We start from the raw sequence: 17177 nt of genomic DNA, 5'->3' as shown, positions 1-17177 counted from the left end.
AATTGCGTAAAAACAACAGAAGAATAGAGCCTTTTTGCGATTCGACGAAAAGCGAAAAGGCTCTGGCGGCATCCGGCCACTGCGGCTGAAACTCATGGCTCTTATAAAACGCGCCGAAGGCAGGCTCTACCTGGCACCGCTTGTCGGGTTTCTGCTGCTGTTCCTCGGCTTTCCGGCTCTTCTCAATCTTCTCTATTCCGTTTCGACCGTTTCGTTCGAGACATTGCGCAGCCCACGGATCAGTGGCCTCGGCAATTACGTCACGGTGCTGACGGAGGCCGCATTCTGGCAATCCGTCTGGTTCTCCTTCCGCTTCGGCATCATCACGGCTATCTCGGAATGCCTGCTCGGCCTTTTCCTGGCGATCTTTCTGAAGCCGCTTCTATCGGCACGGCCTGTGCTGATGGCGCCGCTGATGCTGCCGTTGATGGTCGCGCCCGCCATGGTCGGCCTGATGTACCGCCTCGTGCTGCACGAATTTGCCGGACCGGTGCCCTATTATCTTTTCGAGTGGTTCGGAGACAGCCCCGCCTTTCTCGACTATCAGAACGCCTTCCGCACCCTCGTCGTCGTCGAAGTGCTGCAATGGACGCCCTTCGCCTTTCTGCTGTTCTACGTCGCCTATATCGCCATTCCCGAAGATGTGCGCGAGGCTGCAGCGCTCGATGGCGCAACCGGCCTGCAGCGGCTGTGGCGTATCGAACTGCCCCTGATGCTGCCGACGCTGACCGTGGCCTTCTTCATTCGTTTTATCGACGGCTTCCGCGTGTTCGACAATGTCTACGCCCTGACCGGCAGCGGGGCCGGTGGATCGACGACATCTTTGTCGATCTACATCTACCAGGCCTTTTTCAAGGAAGGCGCCATCGGCAAGGCGGTTGCAGCCTCCGTCGTGCTGTTCATCACCTCGCTGCTGGTTCTCTATGGCCTGAACTGGCTGGGCGCACGAAGGAAGAAATGAGATGCTGAGACTCTTGCGCTGGATCGTCTACGTTGTCGTCGTCTTAGCGATGAACTTCCCGATCCTCGTCACCCTCATTACTTCGTTCAAGACGACACGCGAGATCTCCAATAATCCCGGCCTGTTGATCGAACAGCCGACCCTCGACAACTACCTGAAGGTGCTGACGGACACCGAACGCTTCAATATTTTCCTTTATCTCGCAAACAGCGCGGCGGCAGCGCTCATCGGCACGCTGCTGGCGATCGTGCTTGCCTTCCCGGCGGCTTACGTGATCGCCCGCAGCGAGACCGGACAAAAGCTCCTGCTTCCGCTCGTCATCAACCTGCGGGCCGTGCCGTTGGTCGTCTTCGCGATCCCGCTTTACATGATGTATCAGTGGCTCGGGCTGCTCGACACCCGGATCGGCCTGGGGCTCATTTTGACGATCGTCAATATCCCATTGGCGCTGGTCATGCTGGTCAATGCCATATCCGACATACCGGTGGAGCTCGACGAGGCCGCGACGGTGGATGGAGCGAGCGTCTTCCAGATCATGATCAGGGTCATCCGGCCGGTGATCAGGCCCGCGCTCGTCACCACCTTCATCTTCGGCTTCATCACCGCCTGGAACGAATTCCTCTTCGGTCTGATGCTGACGACCAACCGTGCCGTACCGATGACGGTCGGCGCCTCGTTCTTCTTCGCGGCCAGCGGCGGCGGCGTGCAATGGGGGCTGGCATCGGCCGTCATGATCCTCGGCGCACTGCCACCGGCCTTGCTTGGCCTTGTGATGTATCGGCAGCTCTCCGGCTCGATGACCGCAGGAGCGGTCAAAGGCTAGCGTCTGTGGGTCTTGCCATCCACAGTAAGCTCCCAGAGCTTGCGCAATACGTCATCAGCTCTTTTCGACCCTGCCTTATGAGGCAAGGTTGCTCTCATCCACCGCCGGTTTCGGTTGCGGCGCGACTGGCGATCGCCGCCGGGGCATATCACCGAAGAGGCCGCAGGGACGAACCAGCAGGATGATGCAGAGCATGACGCCGATCGCGACGATCTGCAGCGAGGCTGCGCGAGCCTGCTGCTCGGGCGAAAAGAGAACGCTCGTCAGCGCACCCGATCCGGCCCAGATCGCCCAGACCAGAACGCTGCCCGCAATGGCTCCCTTGTTGCTGCCCGAGCCACCGACGATCAGCATGACCCAGACCTGGAAAGTCAAAATCGGAACGTAGTTGTCCGGCGCGATAAAGCCGATGAAATGCGCCTGTATGGCGCCGGCAAGCCCCATGATCGCGCCACCGACAGCGAAGGCCTGAACACGATAGAAGCGCGCGCTCTTGCCGAGAGAAATAGCCGCGCGCTCATCCTCGCGCAGCGCCTTCAGCACGCGTCCCCACGGGCTTTTCGCCAGATGCTCCAGAGCGAAATAGACGATCAGCATCACGACGACAACGACACCGAGATTGGCAAGATTGAAGAGCAGCGGGGTTTCGGCAAGACCTGAAAACGGCCGCGGGATAAAGCCGATGCCGAAGGGACCGCCGGTCAGCTTCTGCGCGTTCAGCGCCACAAGTTGAACGACGACGGCAACGCCGAAGGTGGTGATCGCCAGATAATCCGATTTCAACCTGAACGTCGCAATGCCGATGATGGCGGCGGCAATACCGGCGACGACCATGGCGCCTAGCCAGCCAATCGGAATCGGCAGATCGAAGCCGCCAAAGCGCCCGGCCGTATCGGGCGTCGTCAGCAGGGCCGAAGTATAGGCGCCGATCGCTACGAAACCGGCAAGACCGACATTGAAGAGACCGGTCAGGCCCCATTGCAGGTTCAGGCCGAGGGTGATGAAGGAGAAGATCAGCGCGGTGGTCAGGAAGAAAGCGCCGTAGCCAATAATGTCCATCATCGCTCTCTCACCCCGAAAAGGCCGATCGGCCGAATGAACAGCACCGCCATCAGGATGATGAACGAGATGGCGGCGCGCCACTCGGCACCGACAAGCTGAACGGCCGCTGCCTCGGCAAGGCCGATGATCAACCCGCCGAGAACCGCGCCCGGCACGCTGCCGATACCGCCGAGAATGGCGGCGGCAAACATCGGCAGCAGCATGTCGAAGCCCATCAGCGGGCGGATCTGTACGAGAATGCCGATCATGACGCCGGCAACGCAGGCCAGCCCCCCGCCGATCAACCAGGTAACGCGCACGACCTTGGCGACATCGATACCGACGACGCGGGCAAGCGCTGGGTTTTGGCTGAGCGCCTGCATGGAGCGGCCCGTCTGCGTCCTCGTCATCAGCATGTGAACACCGAAGACCAGGAGCGCCGTGACGATCAGAAGGGCAATCTGATCGGGCGTGATGCGGATGCCGAAGCCGATGGGCATGGCGATCTGGATCGCGCGGCTGAAATAGGTCGGGCGCGAAGTGAAGAGGAATTCCAGCAGGCTGCGCAGCGCCATGGAAGCACCGAAACTCGCCATGACGACGATGATCGACTGGCCCTTGGCCCGCAGCCTGGCAAACAGCACCTTGTCGAGCGCCAGGGCAAGGATGCCGGTAAAGCCCATTGCGACGATCACCGCTACGATCAGCGGCCAGCCGAAGGAAAGCGGGCCGATTGGGGCGACCTTACCGAAGATCGCACCGATGGCGCTGACGACGGCAAGCGTTGCATAGGTACCCCAGGCCATGAAATCGCCATGGGCAAAGTTCGAAAAGCGCAGGATCGAATAGGTCAGCGTCACGCCGATGGCGCCAAGGCCGATCATCGAGCCTGTCAGCAATCCGTCGACGATGAATTGCAGGTTCATGCCGCGCCTCCTTTTGCCGAAGCCGCTGGTCGCTGTCCCAGATAGAGTTCGGCAACGACAGGATCGTTCCAAAGCTCGGAGGCCACGCCTTCATGCCTGTCCTTGCCCTCGACGAGAACATAGGCACGATCGCCGATCGCCAGCGCCGCTTTGGCATTCTGCTCGACCAGCAGAATGGTGACGCCGGACTTGCGGATATTGGTCAGCATGTCGAAGACCATCGAGACGAATTTTGGCGAGAGACCCGCCGAGGGCTCATCGAGAACGAGAAGCTTCGGATGGACAATGAGAGCACGCGCAACGGCCAGCATCTGCCTCTGCCCTCCGGAGAGATTGCCTGCGGCAATACGGCGATGACGAGCGAGATCCGGAAAGGTCGAGTACATTTCTTCGATACGGCCGGGCACGTCCTTCGGCTTCAAAATGCCGCCGGCAACCTTCAGATTGTCCTCTACAGACATTAGCGGAAAGACATTCTCCGTCTGCGGCACGAAGGCGAGGCCGAGCCGCACCATGGTATGTGCGGGCGTAGCAGTAATATCCCTGCCGCCCAGTTCCACCGTTCCGCTTTCGACCGGAACGAGACCGGCGATCGCCTTGATAAAACTCGATTTGCCAGCGCCGTTTGGCCCAAGCACGACGACGATTTCCTTCTCTGCGACCATGATCGAAGCACCACGAACGATCGGCACACCCGGCTCGTAACCGGCAACGAGGTTGCGAACGCTCAAGACCGGTTCACTCATGCCGCGCCTCCTAGATAGGCTTCGATGACGCGCGGATCGCGGGCAACCTCCTCCGGCGTGCCCTCACAAAGAAGCTGGCCGCTCGCCATCACAAGCACGCGGTGGCACAGGCGCGTCACCATATCGATATTGTGCTCGATCAGCAGGAAGGTGACGCCGCGCTGATTGATATCGCGGATGCGGTCGATGATCGTCTCCAAAAGCGTGGCGTTGACGCCGGCGGCCGGCTCATCAAGCAGAATGAGAGCCGGGTCGGCCATCATGACGCGGGCAAGCTCCAGGAGCTTGCGCTGCCCGCCTGACAACACGCGTGCCGGCTCATGCGCGAGCCGTGTCAGGTGAACGAGGTCGAGCAAGTCCATCGCCTTGGCATGGGCGGCCTTCTCCTGAGCGGCGACTTTCCATGGCCGCAGGAAATTCGATAGCAACCGCTCACCGGTCTGATCCTGGGCAGCCAGCATGACATTGTCGAGAAGCGTCAAGTTGGGGAAAGGACGCGGAATCTGGAAGGTACGGCCGAGGCCGCGAGTAATCCGGCGATGAGCAGCCTCGCCTGCAACCGCCGTTCCGTTCAAGATGATATCGCCGCTGCTCGGCGCGACGCTGCCGGCCAGCAGATCGAACATCGTCGTCTTGCCGGCGCCATTGGGGCCGATCAGCCCCAGAATCTCGCCCTGGCGCACATGGAAAGAAACGTCGTTGACGGCCACAAGGCCGCCGAAACGCCGCATCACATTTCTTGCCGTCAGAACAGGCCGGGCTTCCTCCCCATGCCGTTCAGTTGTCGTACTCATGAGATCCCTCTGGCCGGAAAGCGATCATTGCCGCTTCCCTGATTATTTGATTTGTGATCACACTTGCATTGATCACGCTAATCAGCTTTAATCCTCTTCGCAAGCCGAAAAAGGGATTTCGAATGCAAAAGGCCACCGCCGACAAGAGCGATCCGATTGCCGCACAGCTTGCGCCAGTGGGGCGAGAAACCGTTCAGGATCGGGTCTATTCCGAGCTACGTCGCGCGCTGATCGGCGGGCTGTTCGAGCCGAGCCAGGTGCTGACGATCCGTGGTCTCGCCGACGCATTGATGACCAGCACCATGCCGGTGCGCGAGGCACTGGGCCGGCTGATCACCGAAAAGGCGCTGGAAGCCCTCCCCAACCGATCCGTTCGCGTACCGCCGATCACGCTGGAGCGCATGGACGACCTTCTGCGCGCCCGCATCCTCATCGAGGGCGAAGCGATCGCGCTTGCGGCCGCCCGCATGACCTCGCGCCAGATCGCCAACATCGAAAGCATGCTTGGCGAATGGGACGAAATGCGTGCGCTGAAGCACAAGAAGGATGTCGACCGTGAGGTCACCCTCAACCAGGCCTTTCATTTCGAGATTTATCGCGCCTGTGGCTCCGCCGTGCTGATCCCGATGATCGAGAGCCTGTGGCTGCAGTCCGGCCCCTGCATTCGCGTGGCCATCTACGCCTTCTCCGACGCCGGTGAAGTCGACACCGCCCACTATCACCGCACCATCGTCAAGGCGATGGCCGCACAGGATGCCAAGGAAGCGCGCGATGCGTTGATCGCCGACATCAGCCGGCCGTTCACCTTCCTGCGCAGCAAACTGGAAGCCGAAGCCAAGAAGGGCCAATCCACATGAGCCAACGCGCCATCAAGATCACCGAACCCCGCTCCGGCCTCAGCGTCCTCGCGCCGCTACTGGAGGCGAAAGCACCCGATAATGCTGCTTTTCTCTGGACCTATCTCAGCGAAGCCCGCGTCGTCGGCGGCATTCACGCCATGTGGACCGGGCCTGAAATCTCCTGCCCCATCCCCCCGGCCCATCTGAAGGGCGCGCCCTATGCGAATGCCCTTCCGGCCGAGAACGCAACGCTGACGCCGCAGCCCGGCGATATCGTGCTGAGCTATGTGCCGCCGCGCATGTGGGGCGGCAATCCAGATGCGATCTTCGATATCGGCCTGTTCTATGGACAGGGCGCCCGCCTGCTTTTCCCGATCGGCTGGCTTGCCGGCAGCGTTGTCGCGCAAGTACGCCCCGAGGAGCGCGAGCACTTCGCTGCCGCCTGCGGCGTCATCCGTCGCAACGGTGCCTGTGACGTTACGTTCGAGCGTGCGGAGATCTGATATGGCCGCTGCAAGCGACGACAGTTTCGAACTGTTCGACCTCAGGGTCGAGGCTATTGTCCCTGAGGGCAAGCCGATCTATTGTGGCGCCAAGCAGGGCGACTATTTCGAGCTCAAGGGCGAAATGCTGTCCCTGCCGCCCGGCCAGGGCTTTTCGATCTACTCCATTTCGGCCGTCCTGCCGCTGCTGGCGGCCAAACAGCGGCCCACCCACAAGAACGACTGGATGACCTCGGACGCGGAAATCGCCTGCCCCGACCCGAACTGCGCGAGCAGGCTGCGGATCGTCAGAACGGGCAAGCGGCGGTTCAGCCATGCCGAAACGACGGCCGTGCCGTTGCCCGAAGGAGAATGAACCGCATGACCGCCAAGACTTTTGAGCTCAACCCCGGATACGAAATCTCCCGCGTCATCCGCGGTGGCTGGCAGCTTGCCGGCGGGCACGGCGCCATCGATCGCGTCCAGGCCGTGACCGACCTGATCGCCGCCTTCGATGCCGGCATCCGCACCTATGACTGCGCCGATATCTACACCGGCGTCGAGGAGCTGATCGGCGAGGCGCGCGAACGGCTCCGAAACGAGCGAGGCGCGGAAGCCGCAGGCGCGATGAAGGTGCACACAAAGCTGGTGCCCGATCTGGAAAAGCTCGCAACAATCAACCGCGACTATATTCAAGGCATCGTCGACAAGTCGCTGCGCAAGCTGAAGACCGAACAGCTCGATCTGGTGCAGTTTCACTGGTGGGATTACTCGCTATCAGGCTATCTCGAAGCCCTGAGCTGGTTGGATGAGATGCGCCGCGACGGCAAGGTGCGCAATGTCGGCACGACGAATTTCGACACGCCGCACATTACCGAGATCCTGAGGGCCGGCATTCCGCTGGTCAGCCAGCAGCTGCAATATTCCGTTCTCGATCAGCGGCCGTCGCGCAGCCTCGCCAAGCTGGCTGCCGACCATGACGTGAATTTCCTCTGCTACGGTTCTGTGGCCGGCGGCTTCCTGAGCAACAAATGGCTGGGGCAGCCGGAACCGGAAATGCCGCTCGAGAACCGCTCGCTCGTCAAATACAAGCTGATTATCGATGACTTTGGCGGCTGGGAGCTGTTTCAATCGCTGCTGGGCACACTGAAAGCCATCGGCGATCGTCATGGCGTCGACATCGCCACGATCGCCAGCGCCTGGGTGCTGGAGCAGCCGCAGGTGGCCGCCGTCATCGTCGGCGCCCGCAATCAGGCGCATGCGCTCGCCAATGCCAGGATCATGGATATTGCACTCTCGGACGACGACCGCCGACAGGTCGCCGATATCATCGCCCAAAGCCCTGGCCTTGAAGGCGACGTCTATACACTGGAGCGCGACCGTACCGGCAGGCACGGTTCGATCATGCATTACAACCTCAATGCGGGGAAGGTATGAGCCAGCAATCGCCTCTCTTCCGCAAAGCCAGCGCCGAAGTTATCAACTTCCATCGCTTCTTCGAAGCCTGGTATGATGCAGCTACAGCCGGCAAGACCGATTTCGGCCGCTGCGAGCGCACCTTTGGTCAAGCTTTCCACATGATCCCGCCGACCGGCCGCGTCTTCGACCGCGCGGAAACCATCGAGCTGATCCGTGCAAACCGGGCGACGTTTCAGGACAATTTCACCATCGAGATTTCGGATATCCGCGCGAGTTACGAAACTGCGGACACGATCGTTCTCACCTATGTCGAAGCGCAGATGCGAGCCGGCAAATATAGCCGGCGGCAGGCGAGCGCACTTTTCACCACGAGTTCATCGGCACCCAACGGCGTCGAATGGCAGCATCTGCATGAAACCTGGCTGCAGATGCCGGAGACCTGACAGGTTCCTAAAAAACAGAAATGAAAATCGTTGACCGAACAAGGGGAACAAAGATGAAGAAGACGATATTTCAAATCACCACGGCCCTCGCCCTTCTGACCGCGGCTGGCGTCGCCAATGCCGCGGACTGCAAGGTCACGGTCGGCCTCGTGATGGAACTGACCGGCCCGGCCGGTGAATATGGTCAAGCGGGCGCAAAGTCCGTCGAGATGGCCTTTCGCGACATCAACGCCGCTGGCGGCGCTCATGGCTGCGATCTGGTGACGGATACGCGCGATAGCCAGAGCCAGGGCAATGTCGCGGTGGATGCGGCGACCCAGCTCGTGCAGGTCAAGAAGGTTCCGGCCATCATTGGCGGCATCATTTCCTCCGTGACGATCCCGATCCTGACCTCGGTCACGGCACCCGCGAAGATCGTGCAGGTGTCGCCTGCCGCCTCCTCGCCGACGCTGACGGCGCTTGGCCGCGACGGCAAGACCAACGGCATCTTCTTCCGCACCATCACCTCGGATTCGCTGCAGGGCATTGCCGCTGCCAAATATGCGATCGACAAGGGCTTCAAGAAGCTCGCGATCATCCACGTCAACAACGATTTCGGCGTCAACATGGTCGCGGAATTCTCGAAGGCCTATAAAGCGCTCGGCGGCACGATCGTCTCGACGACGCCCTACAACGAGAAGCAATCGAGCTACGCTTCGGAAGTTACCGCCGGCATGGGCGGCGATCCGGATGGCCTCTATCTCGTCAGCACGCCGGTCGATGGCGCGACCATCGCCCGCACCTGGATCTCGCAGGGCGGCCCGCAGAAATTCCTGCTCAATGACGGCATGAACAGCCCTGATTTCATCGATTCCGTCGGCGCCGATTATTTGAAGGAAGCCTACGGCACCTCCTCGGGTACGACGCCGACGCCTTCGACCGACTACTTCAATAAGAACTATAAGGACTTCTCAGGGATCGAGCCGACCAATCCGGCTGCCGACCGCGCCTATGACGCTGGCGCGATCGTCGGCCTCGCGCTGGCAATCGCCGATAACGACACGTCCAAGCTGAAGGATGACATCTTCAAAGTCGTCGATCCCAAGGGCACACCGATCTATGCCGGCAAGGAAGAGTTCGCCAAGGCGCTCAGCCTCATCAAGGAAGGCAAGCCGATCCGCTACGAAGGCGTCATCGGCCCGGTCTCCTTCGATCAGTATGGTGACATCACCGGTCCGTTCCGTCTCTGGAAAATCGCAGACGGTAAAGTTGCAACGGATGGCGAACTGTCGATGGAAGACGTTGCCGCACTGAAGGACAAGATCAAGTAGACCGTCCTTTGAACAAGCAGCGAGGCGTACTTTCCGGTGCGCCTCGCACAGATATCCTGGCGCAATTCCTTCGGCGGCTCACCTGTCGTGACAGCCATCTGGCATAGTTATTGAGAGATTCTCCGCTGATGCCCAGCAATGCCGCTCGCCTCACCAATCCGACCCTATGGACGCTGACAGCCGGCCCCGCCCCCGAGCTTTCCGGCAGCCTTCCTTCCCGTTGCGACGCCGTCGTGATCGGCGGTGGGTTCACCGGACTGACGACAGCCCTTCATCTTGCTCGCGCTGGCCGCTCGGTCACCGTCCTGGAAGCTGGACAATTGGGTGCAGGCGCCAGCGGCATGAATGCCGGCTTCGTCGTCCCGAATTTCGCCAAAGCCGATCCGGCCACTGTTCGTCAGAAGCTGCCGCGCGACACGGCGGATACGCTGTTGTCGCTCGTCGGCACCGGTGCCGATGAGGTCTTTAGGACCATCGTGGAAGAGCAGATCTCGTGCGATGCCGCGCAGACCGGTTGGCTGCAGCCCGCTTATGGCGGTGCCATGGCTGAGATCCTACGCCAAAGGGCAAGGGATTGGACGGAGCTTGGTCGCCCTGTCGAATTTCTAGATGCCAATGCCATTCAGAGCGAAACGGGTATGGAAATCTATTCCGGAGGATTGATCGATTACTCCGGCGGCACCATCCACCCGCTGAATTATCTCTACGGGCTTGCGCGCGCAGTCATTCGGCGCGGCGGCACGATCCGCGAAAACAGCGCGGTCGAGCACGTCAAACAACATGGTGGCACGTGGCGCGTCAGTCTCGCGGGCCATGAAATCGAAACGGATGTCGTCATCCTCGCCACCAACGCCTTCACCGACGGCATAGCCGCGCGCATGGGCCGAACCGGCGTGCCGTTGAAGGTGTATCAAGTGGCCACGAAACCGATCGACGCCGAAACCGTTGCGCGGATCGCCCCAAATCGCCGGCCCGTCGGCGATACGCGCTCCAACCTCTTCACCTACCGGCTTGATCGTGACAACAGGCTGATCAGCGGCGGCATGGCGGTCAACCCGATCGGCGCCTTCGAGCGTATCGGCCGCGCCGTCGTCGACCGGCTGACCTCCGAACTCCGCCTGCCGCGCCGTCCCGGCGTGGAGATCGTCTGGACCGGAACGGCGATCATGACGCCGGATTTCCTGCCGCGCCTCTATCGTTTCGGCGACGGTTTCTTTGGTGGAATCGGCTGCAACGGCCGCGGCATCGCCATGACGGCGCAACTCGGACGGATACTGGCGAAATTGGCGCTCGGCGAACCAGTCGATTCTTTGCCGATCCCGCTGCAATCCAGCCGTCCCCTGCCGTTCCATCGCCTCACGCCTGTGGTCGCCTCGCTTGCGCTGGCACATGCACGCTTTGAAGATTGGCGAACCGGGCGCCGCTAACCGTCCGTAGAATCCAATATTTATGAGCATCGGCACAGCTCCGGGCAGTAATTGACCATTAATTCTATAGAGAAAGGAATGAAGAAGCGACCGCATCCCTAAAAATGAAATGCCTTTTCTCGAAGCGTGGCTTTGAATGCGGCATCGTGGCGCCGAATAAAATCGGAGCCTGCCCATGAACGCGCAATTGCACCATATCAACGCCACGCACCCGGAGGCCACGGTACTGGAGACCGAACAGCAGGCGCTGGCAGTCGCGCAGGCGCTTGCCGAACGCTTTGCCGCCAGCGCCTCTGAGCGCGACAGCGAGAGGCTACTCCCCTTTGCCGAGATGGACGCGCTGGCCCAATCCGGACTGCTGGCGATTACGATCCCCGAGGAATATGGTGGCCTGGACGTCTCAAATGCGACGCTGGCGGAGATCACGGCAATCCTGGCGGAGGCCGATGGCTCGATTGGACAGATCCCACAGAACCATTTCTATATCCTCGAGGCCTTGCGCATCGATGGTTCCGAGGATCAGAAACGCTACTTCTTCAGCCGCGCCTTGGCCGGTGATCGCTTCGGCAATGCCCTGTCCGAGCGCGGCACGAAAACGGTCGGGCACTATAATACTCGCATCACCCGCGATGGCCCCGGCTATCGCATCAATGGCCGCAAGTTCTATTCGACCGGCGTTCTCTTTGCCGATTGGATCACCGTCTTCGCACTGGATGAAGCCGACAAGTTGGTCATGGCTTTCGTGCCGAAGGGTACGGAAGGCGTCGAAATCATCGACGATTGGGATGGTTTCGGCCAGCGCACGACGGGCAGCGGCACCACGGCTCTCAACAATGTCTATGTCAATGCCGACCATGTCGTCCTCCATCACAAAGGTTTCGAGCGGCCGACGACGATCGGTTCCGTCGGCCAGATCATCCATGCCGGCGTCGATCTCGGCATTGCGCGGGCCGCCTTCGCGGAAACGCTTGATTTCGTGAAGACCAGATCGCGTCCCTGGATGGATAGCGGTGTCGAGCGCGCCAGCGACGATCCGCTGACGATCGCGAAGATCGGCCAGATCGCCATCCGGCTGGAAGCGGCGGCGGCGACCATCGAGCGAGCCGGCCAAAAGGTCGATGCCGCACAGGTGGAGACCACGGAGAAGAGAGTGGTCGAAGCGACGCTCGCTGTCGCGGCGGCGAAAGTCCTGACAACGGAAATTGCCATCGAGGCGACGAACACGCTGTTCGAGCTTGCCGGAACCGCCTCGGTCAAGCTCGACCTAAACCTCGACCGGCACTGGCGCAACGCCCGCACCCATACGCTGCACGACCCCGTTCGCTGGAAATATCATGTCGTCGGCAATTATCATCTGAATGACGTCATCCCGCCGAAGAACGGCGCACTCTGACGGATAGACAAAAGCCCCGTCGCAGGCGCCGGGGCTTTCATACAATCATAGGAATAAATCAGGACCGCCACGCGGAAGCCAGTTAGTACCGATCGGTACTGATTTCCATAGGCTGCCCAGCGGGCGCCACCAGGCTCTCGAGACCGGTTGCAACGACCGATACCCTGAACACCCCGTCGAGATTCTTGTCAAAGATCGCACCGACGACGATATCGGCATCGGCAAAGACTTCGTCGCGTATGCGACTGGCGGCCTCATCGACCTCGAACAGCGTCATGTCCGTCCCGCCAGAAATGGAAATCAGCACGCCACGCGCGCCCTTCATGCTCATGTCGTCCAGAAGCGGATTGGAGACGGCGGCATCTGCCGCTTTCAACGCACGGCTCGGTCCAGAGGCCTCGCCCGTTCCCATCATCGCGCGTCCCATTCCCCGCATCACGGATTTGACATCGGCGAAGTCGAGGTTGATGAGACCTTCCTTGATGATCAGATCCGTGATGCAGCTGACGCCTGCATACAGGACCCGATCCGCAGTCACAAAGGCATTTTCGAAGGTGGTCGTGGCATCCGCAATGCGAAACAAATTCTGATTGGGAATGACGATGACGGTATCAGCACTTTCGCGCAGCCGCTCGATGCCCTGGTCGGCCGTGCGCATGCGCCGGTTGCCTTCGAACGTAAAGGGCTTGGTGACGACCCCAACTGTGAGGATGCCCGCCTGCCGCGCGGCCTGGGCAATGATCGGGGCTGCGCCCGTGCCGGTGCCGCCACCCATTCCGGCCGTCACAAAGCACATATGCGTACCGTGGAGATGATCCATGATCTCATCAATGGATTCCTCGGCGGCGGCTCGTCCGATGTCCGGCAGGGAGCCTGCACCAAGACCTTCCGTCACCTGTGTGCCAAGTTGGATGCGCCTGGTCGCCTTGGACGTCGCGAGCGCCTGCGCGTCCGTATTTGCCGCTATGAATTCAACGCCCTGAAGTTGCTGCGCGATCATATTGTTGATCGCGTTGCCGCCGCCACCGCCGACACCGACGACGGAAATCTTCGGTATCACCCCAGAAAGTGGTGCGCGCGTGTCAGCCATGAAGGACTCCATTGGATCAATTTCATTCTCAATCGCAATCGCCTCTCCTTATTGGAAACGGACGTTGGAGCGATTCGTGAGTGACGAGATCCTAGCGAGGAACATGTGCGCATTGCGGCGCGTGGCAGTAGCCCTCCACAGAATAATGAGTTGGGCACGAGATTTGTGAGCCGGATATTAGAACATCAATCGTCCAGCATTGCGCGAAGGCCACAATCGAGCGAGCGCGGTTGAAGCAGCGGCGCGTTCCGACCCTAGGCCCACACCGCGCCACACGCTCGCCCAGGCGCTCAGCTGTAGAGGCTGACCTCGGGAATCCGGTCGTTCAGAACAAACTCACCGACCTCCTTGGCCTTATAGAACACCGGATCGTGCAAGGTGTGGGTCCGCACGTTGCGCCAGAAGCGGTCGAAGCGGTATTTCTCGGCGGTCGAGCGTGCACCGGTCAACTCGAAAACGCGTGAGGTGATATCGAGGGCAACGTGGGTCGCGTGTACCTTCGCCGCATAGGCTTCCGCCGCCGCCTCGCCGCGTTCGCGCGCCGTTGCCTTGTGTCTTCTGGCAAGAGCTTCCTGAACCGCCGCAGCAGCACTATCAGCCAGAGCGGCGGATGCCTTGAGGGCTGCCGTGAATTCACCCACGCGCTCGAGAATATAGGGATCGTCTGATGCCCGTTCGACGCCAGAGGTGATCCAGGGCCGCGTCGTGGTGCGGACATAATCGACAGCCTCGCGCAATGCGCCCTCTGCCGTGCCGAGATAAAAGTTCACGAAAACAAGCTGGATCAGCGGCGTGTTGAAGGTCGCAAGCACCGGCGCTTCGTCACCGGTCGATGCCGCCTTGTCCAGATCCTCTTCATAGACGGGGAAATCGTGGAATTCGACGCTGCCGCTGTCGGAGAGGCGCTGGCCAAAATTGTCCCAGTCGTCATTGGCCTTGTAACCCGCCCGATTGGTCGGGACGGCAAAGCCGACGATCCGGTCGTCGAGCGCGGCATTGGCATTGATGTAATCAGACACATGCGCGGCGGTGGAGAAGGACTTGCGGCCGTTCAGGACATAGCCGTTGCCACGGCGCGTCAGCACGAGGCCGGGATCGCGCGGATTGACGGCCGCGCCCCAATAAAGGCTGTTGGCGACCGTCTTGCCACCGAGCTCCTGGGCACGCGCCTCATCGAAGGCCCAGTAGATGTATTGGCTGTTGACGTAATGATAACCGAGAAGCTGGCCGATGGAGCTCTCACCGCGCGCAAGAATGCGCACCAACCGCAGGCCATCGACCCAATCGAGCCCGCCGCCACCGATCTGCGGTTCATGTAGCGCGTTCAGCAAGCCGGCATTCTTCAGCTTGACGATTTCGCCCAGTGGCGGACGACCTTCGCGATCAAGCTCTGCAGCGCGCTTGGAAAGATCGACTGCAATCTCTTCGGCTCTGGCGAAGAGGTCCGCCCGCGTGGCGTTTCGATTACTCGCAAAGACGACGTTGGACTGGCTCATGATGTGAACTCCGGTTCAATAACGTGATCCGGCGAGATCGGAAGATCCCGCCGGCAGATCGAGGTCGGCTGACTAGAAAAGCTTGTCCGGTATCCAGCTGGCGGTGACCGCATCGCTGGCGTTGAAGGCCGGAACCTTCTTGGCCAGCTCCTCGATCGTCTGGACATTGGCTGCGCGAAGCCCTTCCTGCGTCAGCAGGGTCGGCTTGACGGTGATCTGGTGAGGAACTTCCTGCCCCGCGACCTGCAAAGCGGCGGCACGGATGGAAACAGCGCCGACGACGGCCGGATTGGTCGCGACCGTTGCTACCCACGGACTACCCGGCTCGGTGATTTCCTGAATATCGGCCGTCGACACGTCGGCCGAATAGATCTTCAGCTTGCCGGCAATGCCAAGATCCGTGGCGGCGAGCTTCACGCCGCGGGCAAACTCATCATAGGGCGCGAAGATGACGGTGATGTCGGGATTGGCCGCAAGCGCCGCTTTGGCTTGATCGGCCGTCGACGTTGCCGTCGTATCGCTGACATTGCCGAAGCGAGACTTTTCAACGACGCCGGCATTCTGCTTCTTGAAAGCGTCCCAGACTTCGTTGCGGCGATCGAGCGGCGCAAAGCCTGCGACATAAACATAGCCTGCCTTGAAACTCGCACCATTATCCTTGACGACCTGCTTCAGGGCGAGATCGGCGAGTTCGTGGTCGCTCTGCTCGACCTGCGGGATCTTCGGATTATTGAGATTGACGTCGAAGGCAACGACCTTGATTCCCTTGTCGAGCGCCTGCTGGACGACGTCGCCAAGCGATTCCGGCAGGCCATGGTCGATGACGATGGCGGAGACGCCAAGGTTGATTGCCTGGAGGATCTGCTCACGCTGAGCGGCGGCATCCTGACGACCGGGGAAGACGCGCAGATCGATATCGAGCGCCTTGGCCTGCGCTTCGGCGCCTGCCTGATAGGCCTGGAAGAAATCACCGGCGGAGATGTAGCTCACCAGAGCAACCTTTACACCGCCCTTGTCGAAGGGCGCAGGCGCACCGTTCACACCGGCAGCCAACGCCGTCTGGGCCAGAAGAAACGGGGCAACGGCCGACAGGGCAAGCCGTGTGAATAATCTCATCGTCGCGATCCTTACGATCCATCGGAAGCGTCGTCTGACGGAACCGTGACCCTGCGACGCATGCAATTATTAGATATAAACCCTATGTTTTTAGTAGATTAAATCATCCGATTTTGGCTGGCTTCGGAGATTCTTTGTTCGTTTGCCAAGGGAATGGCGGCAAGGACTTACCCGGCGTAAAAGCCTTAGACGAAGGGCTCAGCGAGCATCTCTTCGAGATCCGCCTTCGCCTGCGACGAAAGATAGGGTCTCAACAGGCTGGCGACCTGACCGAGCCCCCAATGCACGTGCTGAGGAGTTAATTCGCCCACGCCCTCCTGAAGGCCGAGGTAGACAGCCCAATAGGTGGCAACGATCCGCATATTGGTCATCAGCGCGTTGCGCTCATCTGTGGCGGCGCTGATCAGACCGGCATCTTCCATGCGCTGAAAGATGGCATCGACGGAAACACGCATGCCGGCGCTGACCGTCAGGATCGGCCCTCTCAAGCCGGGTGCGATTGCCAACAGGCCCGGAATGTCACGAAAGAGGAAACGATGGGTCCAGACCAGCGAGAACCATTTGCGTAAAAAGCCGGCATAGGCTTTCGAATCCGCCCCTTCTACGGAATCGGCCTGCCTGACGAGCGCCAAAGCATCGGCTTCGAAGCGAGAGAACAACGCCAGGACAAGCGATTCCTTGGTGCGGAAATAATAATAGAGATTGCCCTGATTGATGTGTACGGCCTTGGCGATTTCCGCCGTGGTCACGGCTTCCGGTCCCTTCTGATTGAAGAGCGTCAATGTCGAGACGAGAATCCGCTCGCGCGTATCGGGCAGCACAGCCATTTCCTTCCTCTCACCTTTCTTCTTCCCACCTTTGCTGGCCGCCA

Annotated in this window: 18 protein-coding genes; 10 read left to right on the top strand and 8 right to left on the bottom strand. The window is 60.5% G+C overall.

Features of this window, described 5'->3' with window-relative positions; all coding sequences use genetic code 11:
* Positions 1–94: 94 nt before the first annotated feature.
* Both GA0061103_RS06150 and GA0061103_RS06145 read left to right on the top strand, forming a co-directional pair.
* On the top strand, positions 95–961 hold the full coding sequence (locus GA0061103_RS06150) for a carbohydrate ABC transporter permease (RefSeq protein WP_092708751.1): 867 nt from the start codon (positions 95–97) through the stop codon (positions 959–961).
* Position 962: 1 nt separating this feature from the next.
* Complete coding sequence (locus GA0061103_RS06145; protein WP_092708070.1) at positions 963–1784, top strand: carbohydrate ABC transporter permease; 822 nt, start codon at positions 963–965, stop codon at positions 1782–1784.
* Between the two features lie 75 nt (positions 1785–1859).
* On the opposite strand, the gene GA0061103_RS06140 is transcribed toward GA0061103_RS06145, so the two are convergent.
* From GA0061103_RS06140 to GA0061103_RS06125, 4 genes are read right to left on the bottom strand one after another with little or no spacing between them, the layout of a single operon-like run.
* A complete protein-coding gene (locus tag GA0061103_RS06140) occupies positions 1860–2846 on the bottom strand; it encodes a branched-chain amino acid ABC transporter permease (protein ID WP_167376527.1) in 987 nt (328 codons plus the stop codon).
* Positions 2843–3751: a branched-chain amino acid ABC transporter permease gene (locus tag GA0061103_RS06135; protein ID WP_092708067.1), complete on the bottom strand. Its 909-nt coding sequence runs from the start codon at positions 3749–3751 to the stop codon at positions 2843–2845. The genes GA0061103_RS06140 and GA0061103_RS06135 overlap by 4 nt, the downstream gene beginning before the upstream one ends.
* Positions 3748–4497: an ABC transporter ATP-binding protein gene (locus GA0061103_RS06130; protein ID WP_092708064.1), complete on the bottom strand. Its 750-nt coding sequence runs from the start codon at positions 4495–4497 to the stop codon at positions 3748–3750. The genes GA0061103_RS06135 and GA0061103_RS06130 overlap by 4 nt, the downstream gene beginning before the upstream one ends.
* Positions 4494–5291, bottom strand: a complete 798-nt coding sequence (locus tag GA0061103_RS06125; protein ID WP_092708061.1) for an ABC transporter ATP-binding protein — start codon at positions 5289–5291, stop codon at positions 4494–4496. The genes GA0061103_RS06130 and GA0061103_RS06125 overlap by 4 nt, the downstream gene beginning before the upstream one ends.
* Before the next feature lie 122 nt (positions 5292–5413).
* Between GA0061103_RS06125 and GA0061103_RS06120 the strand changes: the two genes are divergently transcribed.
* From GA0061103_RS06120 to GA0061103_RS06085, 8 genes are all read left to right on the top strand, one after another.
* Positions 5414–6148, top strand: coding sequence for a GntR family transcriptional regulator (locus tag GA0061103_RS06120; protein ID WP_092708058.1), 735 nt, complete (start codon positions 5414–5416; stop codon positions 6146–6148).
* Positions 6145–6633, top strand: a complete 489-nt coding sequence (locus GA0061103_RS06115; RefSeq protein WP_092708055.1) for a DUF3830 family protein — start codon at positions 6145–6147, stop codon at positions 6631–6633. The genes GA0061103_RS06120 and GA0061103_RS06115 overlap by 4 nt, the downstream gene beginning before the upstream one ends.
* A gap of 1 nt (position 6634) precedes the next feature.
* Positions 6635–6988 (top strand): TIGR04076 family protein, encoded by a 354-nt coding sequence (locus GA0061103_RS06110; RefSeq protein ID WP_092708052.1) that lies wholly within the window; start codon positions 6635–6637, stop codon positions 6986–6988.
* Between the two features lie 5 nt (positions 6989–6993).
* Complete coding sequence (locus GA0061103_RS06105; RefSeq protein ID WP_092708745.1) at positions 6994–8049, top strand: aldo/keto reductase; 1056 nt, start codon at positions 6994–6996, stop codon at positions 8047–8049.
* Positions 8046–8474, top strand: a complete 429-nt coding sequence (locus GA0061103_RS06100) for a DUF4440 domain-containing protein (protein WP_092708048.1) — start codon at positions 8046–8048, stop codon at positions 8472–8474. The genes GA0061103_RS06105 and GA0061103_RS06100 overlap by 4 nt, the downstream gene beginning before the upstream one ends.
* Positions 8475–8527: 53 nt before the next feature.
* Positions 8528–9784, top strand: a complete 1257-nt coding sequence (locus GA0061103_RS06095; RefSeq protein ID WP_092708045.1) for an ABC transporter substrate-binding protein — start codon at positions 8528–8530, stop codon at positions 9782–9784.
* Between the two features lie 128 nt (positions 9785–9912).
* Positions 9913–11211, top strand: a complete 1299-nt coding sequence (locus tag GA0061103_RS06090) for an NAD(P)/FAD-dependent oxidoreductase (protein ID WP_092708042.1) — start codon at positions 9913–9915, stop codon at positions 11209–11211.
* A gap of 175 nt (positions 11212–11386) precedes the next feature.
* A complete protein-coding gene (locus GA0061103_RS06085) occupies positions 11387–12604 on the top strand; it encodes an SfnB family sulfur acquisition oxidoreductase (RefSeq protein WP_092708039.1) in 1218 nt (405 codons plus the stop codon).
* Positions 12605–12686: 82 nt separating this feature from the next.
* On the opposite strand, the gene ftsZ is transcribed toward GA0061103_RS06085, so the two are convergent.
* The 4 genes from ftsZ to GA0061103_RS06065 all read right to left on the bottom strand — a co-directional run bounded on the left by ftsZ (position 12687) and on the right by GA0061103_RS06065 (position 17133).
* Positions 12687–13694 carry a cell division protein FtsZ gene (gene ftsZ / locus GA0061103_RS06080; protein WP_092708742.1) on the bottom strand — a complete coding sequence of 336 codons (1008 nt, stop codon included), beginning with the start codon at positions 13692–13694 and terminating at the stop codon, positions 12687–12689.
* A gap of 290 nt (positions 13695–13984) precedes the next feature.
* Entirely contained in the window at positions 13985–15190 is a 1206-nt protein-coding gene (locus GA0061103_RS06075; RefSeq protein ID WP_092708037.1) for an acyl-CoA dehydrogenase family protein, read from the bottom strand.
* Between the two features lie 72 nt (positions 15191–15262).
* Positions 15263–16306: a substrate-binding domain-containing protein gene (locus GA0061103_RS06070; protein WP_092708034.1), complete on the bottom strand. Its 1044-nt coding sequence runs from the start codon at positions 16304–16306 to the stop codon at positions 15263–15265.
* Between the two features lie 185 nt (positions 16307–16491).
* Positions 16492–17133, bottom strand: coding sequence for a TetR/AcrR family transcriptional regulator (locus tag GA0061103_RS06065; RefSeq protein ID WP_167376541.1), 642 nt, complete (start codon positions 17131–17133; stop codon positions 16492–16494).
* Positions 17134–17177: the final 44 nt, after the last annotated feature.

The organism is Martinezella multihospitum (genome assembly GCF_900094585.1).
Lineage (GTDB): Bacteria > Pseudomonadota > Alphaproteobacteria > Rhizobiales > Rhizobiaceae > Rhizobium > Rhizobium multihospitium.
The sequence above is the reverse complement of the archived record's forward strand: the minus strand, read 5'-3'. Positions and strand labels throughout refer to the sequence as shown.

Excerpts from the sequence above, each read along its gene's own strand:
- GA0061103_RS06150 (WP_092708751.1), top strand. The coding sequence starts at position 95 with ATGGCTCTTATAAAACGCGCCGAAGGCAGGCTCTACCTGGCACCGCTT.
- GA0061103_RS06095 (WP_092708045.1), top strand. The coding sequence starts at position 8,528 with ATGAAGAAGACGATATTTCAAATCACCACGGCCCTCGCCCTTCTGACC.
- GA0061103_RS06120 (WP_092708058.1), top strand. The coding sequence starts at position 5,414 with ATGCAAAAGGCCACCGCCGACAAGAGCGATCCGATTGCCGCACAGCTT.
- GA0061103_RS06100 (WP_092708048.1), top strand. The coding sequence starts at position 8,046 with ATGAGCCAGCAATCGCCTCTCTTCCGCAAAGCCAGCGCCGAAGTTATC.
- ftsZ (WP_092708742.1), bottom strand. The coding sequence starts at position 13,694 with ATGGCTGACACGCGCGCACCACTTTCTGGGGTGATACCGAAGATTTCC.
- GA0061103_RS06090 (WP_092708042.1), top strand. The coding sequence starts at position 9,913 with ATGCCCAGCAATGCCGCTCGCCTCACCAATCCGACCCTATGGACGCTG.
- GA0061103_RS06110 (WP_092708052.1), top strand. The coding sequence starts at position 6,635 with ATGGCCGCTGCAAGCGACGACAGTTTCGAACTGTTCGACCTCAGGGTC.
- GA0061103_RS06125 (WP_092708061.1), bottom strand. The coding sequence starts at position 5,291 with ATGAGTACGACAACTGAACGGCATGGGGAGGAAGCCCGGCCTGTTCTG.
- GA0061103_RS06085 (WP_092708039.1), top strand. The coding sequence starts at position 11,387 with ATGAACGCGCAATTGCACCATATCAACGCCACGCACCCGGAGGCCACG.
- GA0061103_RS06105 (WP_092708745.1), top strand. The coding sequence starts at position 6,994 with ATGACCGCCAAGACTTTTGAGCTCAACCCCGGATACGAAATCTCCCGC.
- GA0061103_RS06075 (WP_092708037.1), bottom strand. The coding sequence starts at position 15,190 with ATGAGCCAGTCCAACGTCGTCTTTGCGAGTAATCGAAACGCCACGCGG.
- GA0061103_RS06145 (WP_092708070.1), top strand. The coding sequence starts at position 963 with ATGCTGAGACTCTTGCGCTGGATCGTCTACGTTGTCGTCGTCTTAGCG.
- GA0061103_RS06135 (WP_092708067.1), bottom strand. The coding sequence starts at position 3,751 with ATGAACCTGCAATTCATCGTCGACGGATTGCTGACAGGCTCGATGATC.
- GA0061103_RS06070 (WP_092708034.1), bottom strand. The coding sequence starts at position 16,306 with ATGAGATTATTCACACGGCTTGCCCTGTCGGCCGTTGCCCCGTTTCTT.
- GA0061103_RS06115 (WP_092708055.1), top strand. The coding sequence starts at position 6,145 with ATGAGCCAACGCGCCATCAAGATCACCGAACCCCGCTCCGGCCTCAGC.
- GA0061103_RS06130 (WP_092708064.1), bottom strand. The coding sequence starts at position 4,497 with ATGAGTGAACCGGTCTTGAGCGTTCGCAACCTCGTTGCCGGTTACGAG.
- GA0061103_RS06140 (WP_167376527.1), bottom strand. The coding sequence starts at position 2,846 with ATGATGGACATTATTGGCTACGGCGCTTTCTTCCTGACCACCGCGCTG.
- GA0061103_RS06065 (WP_167376541.1), bottom strand. The coding sequence starts at position 17,133 with ATGGCTGTGCTGCCCGATACGCGCGAGCGGATTCTCGTCTCGACATTG.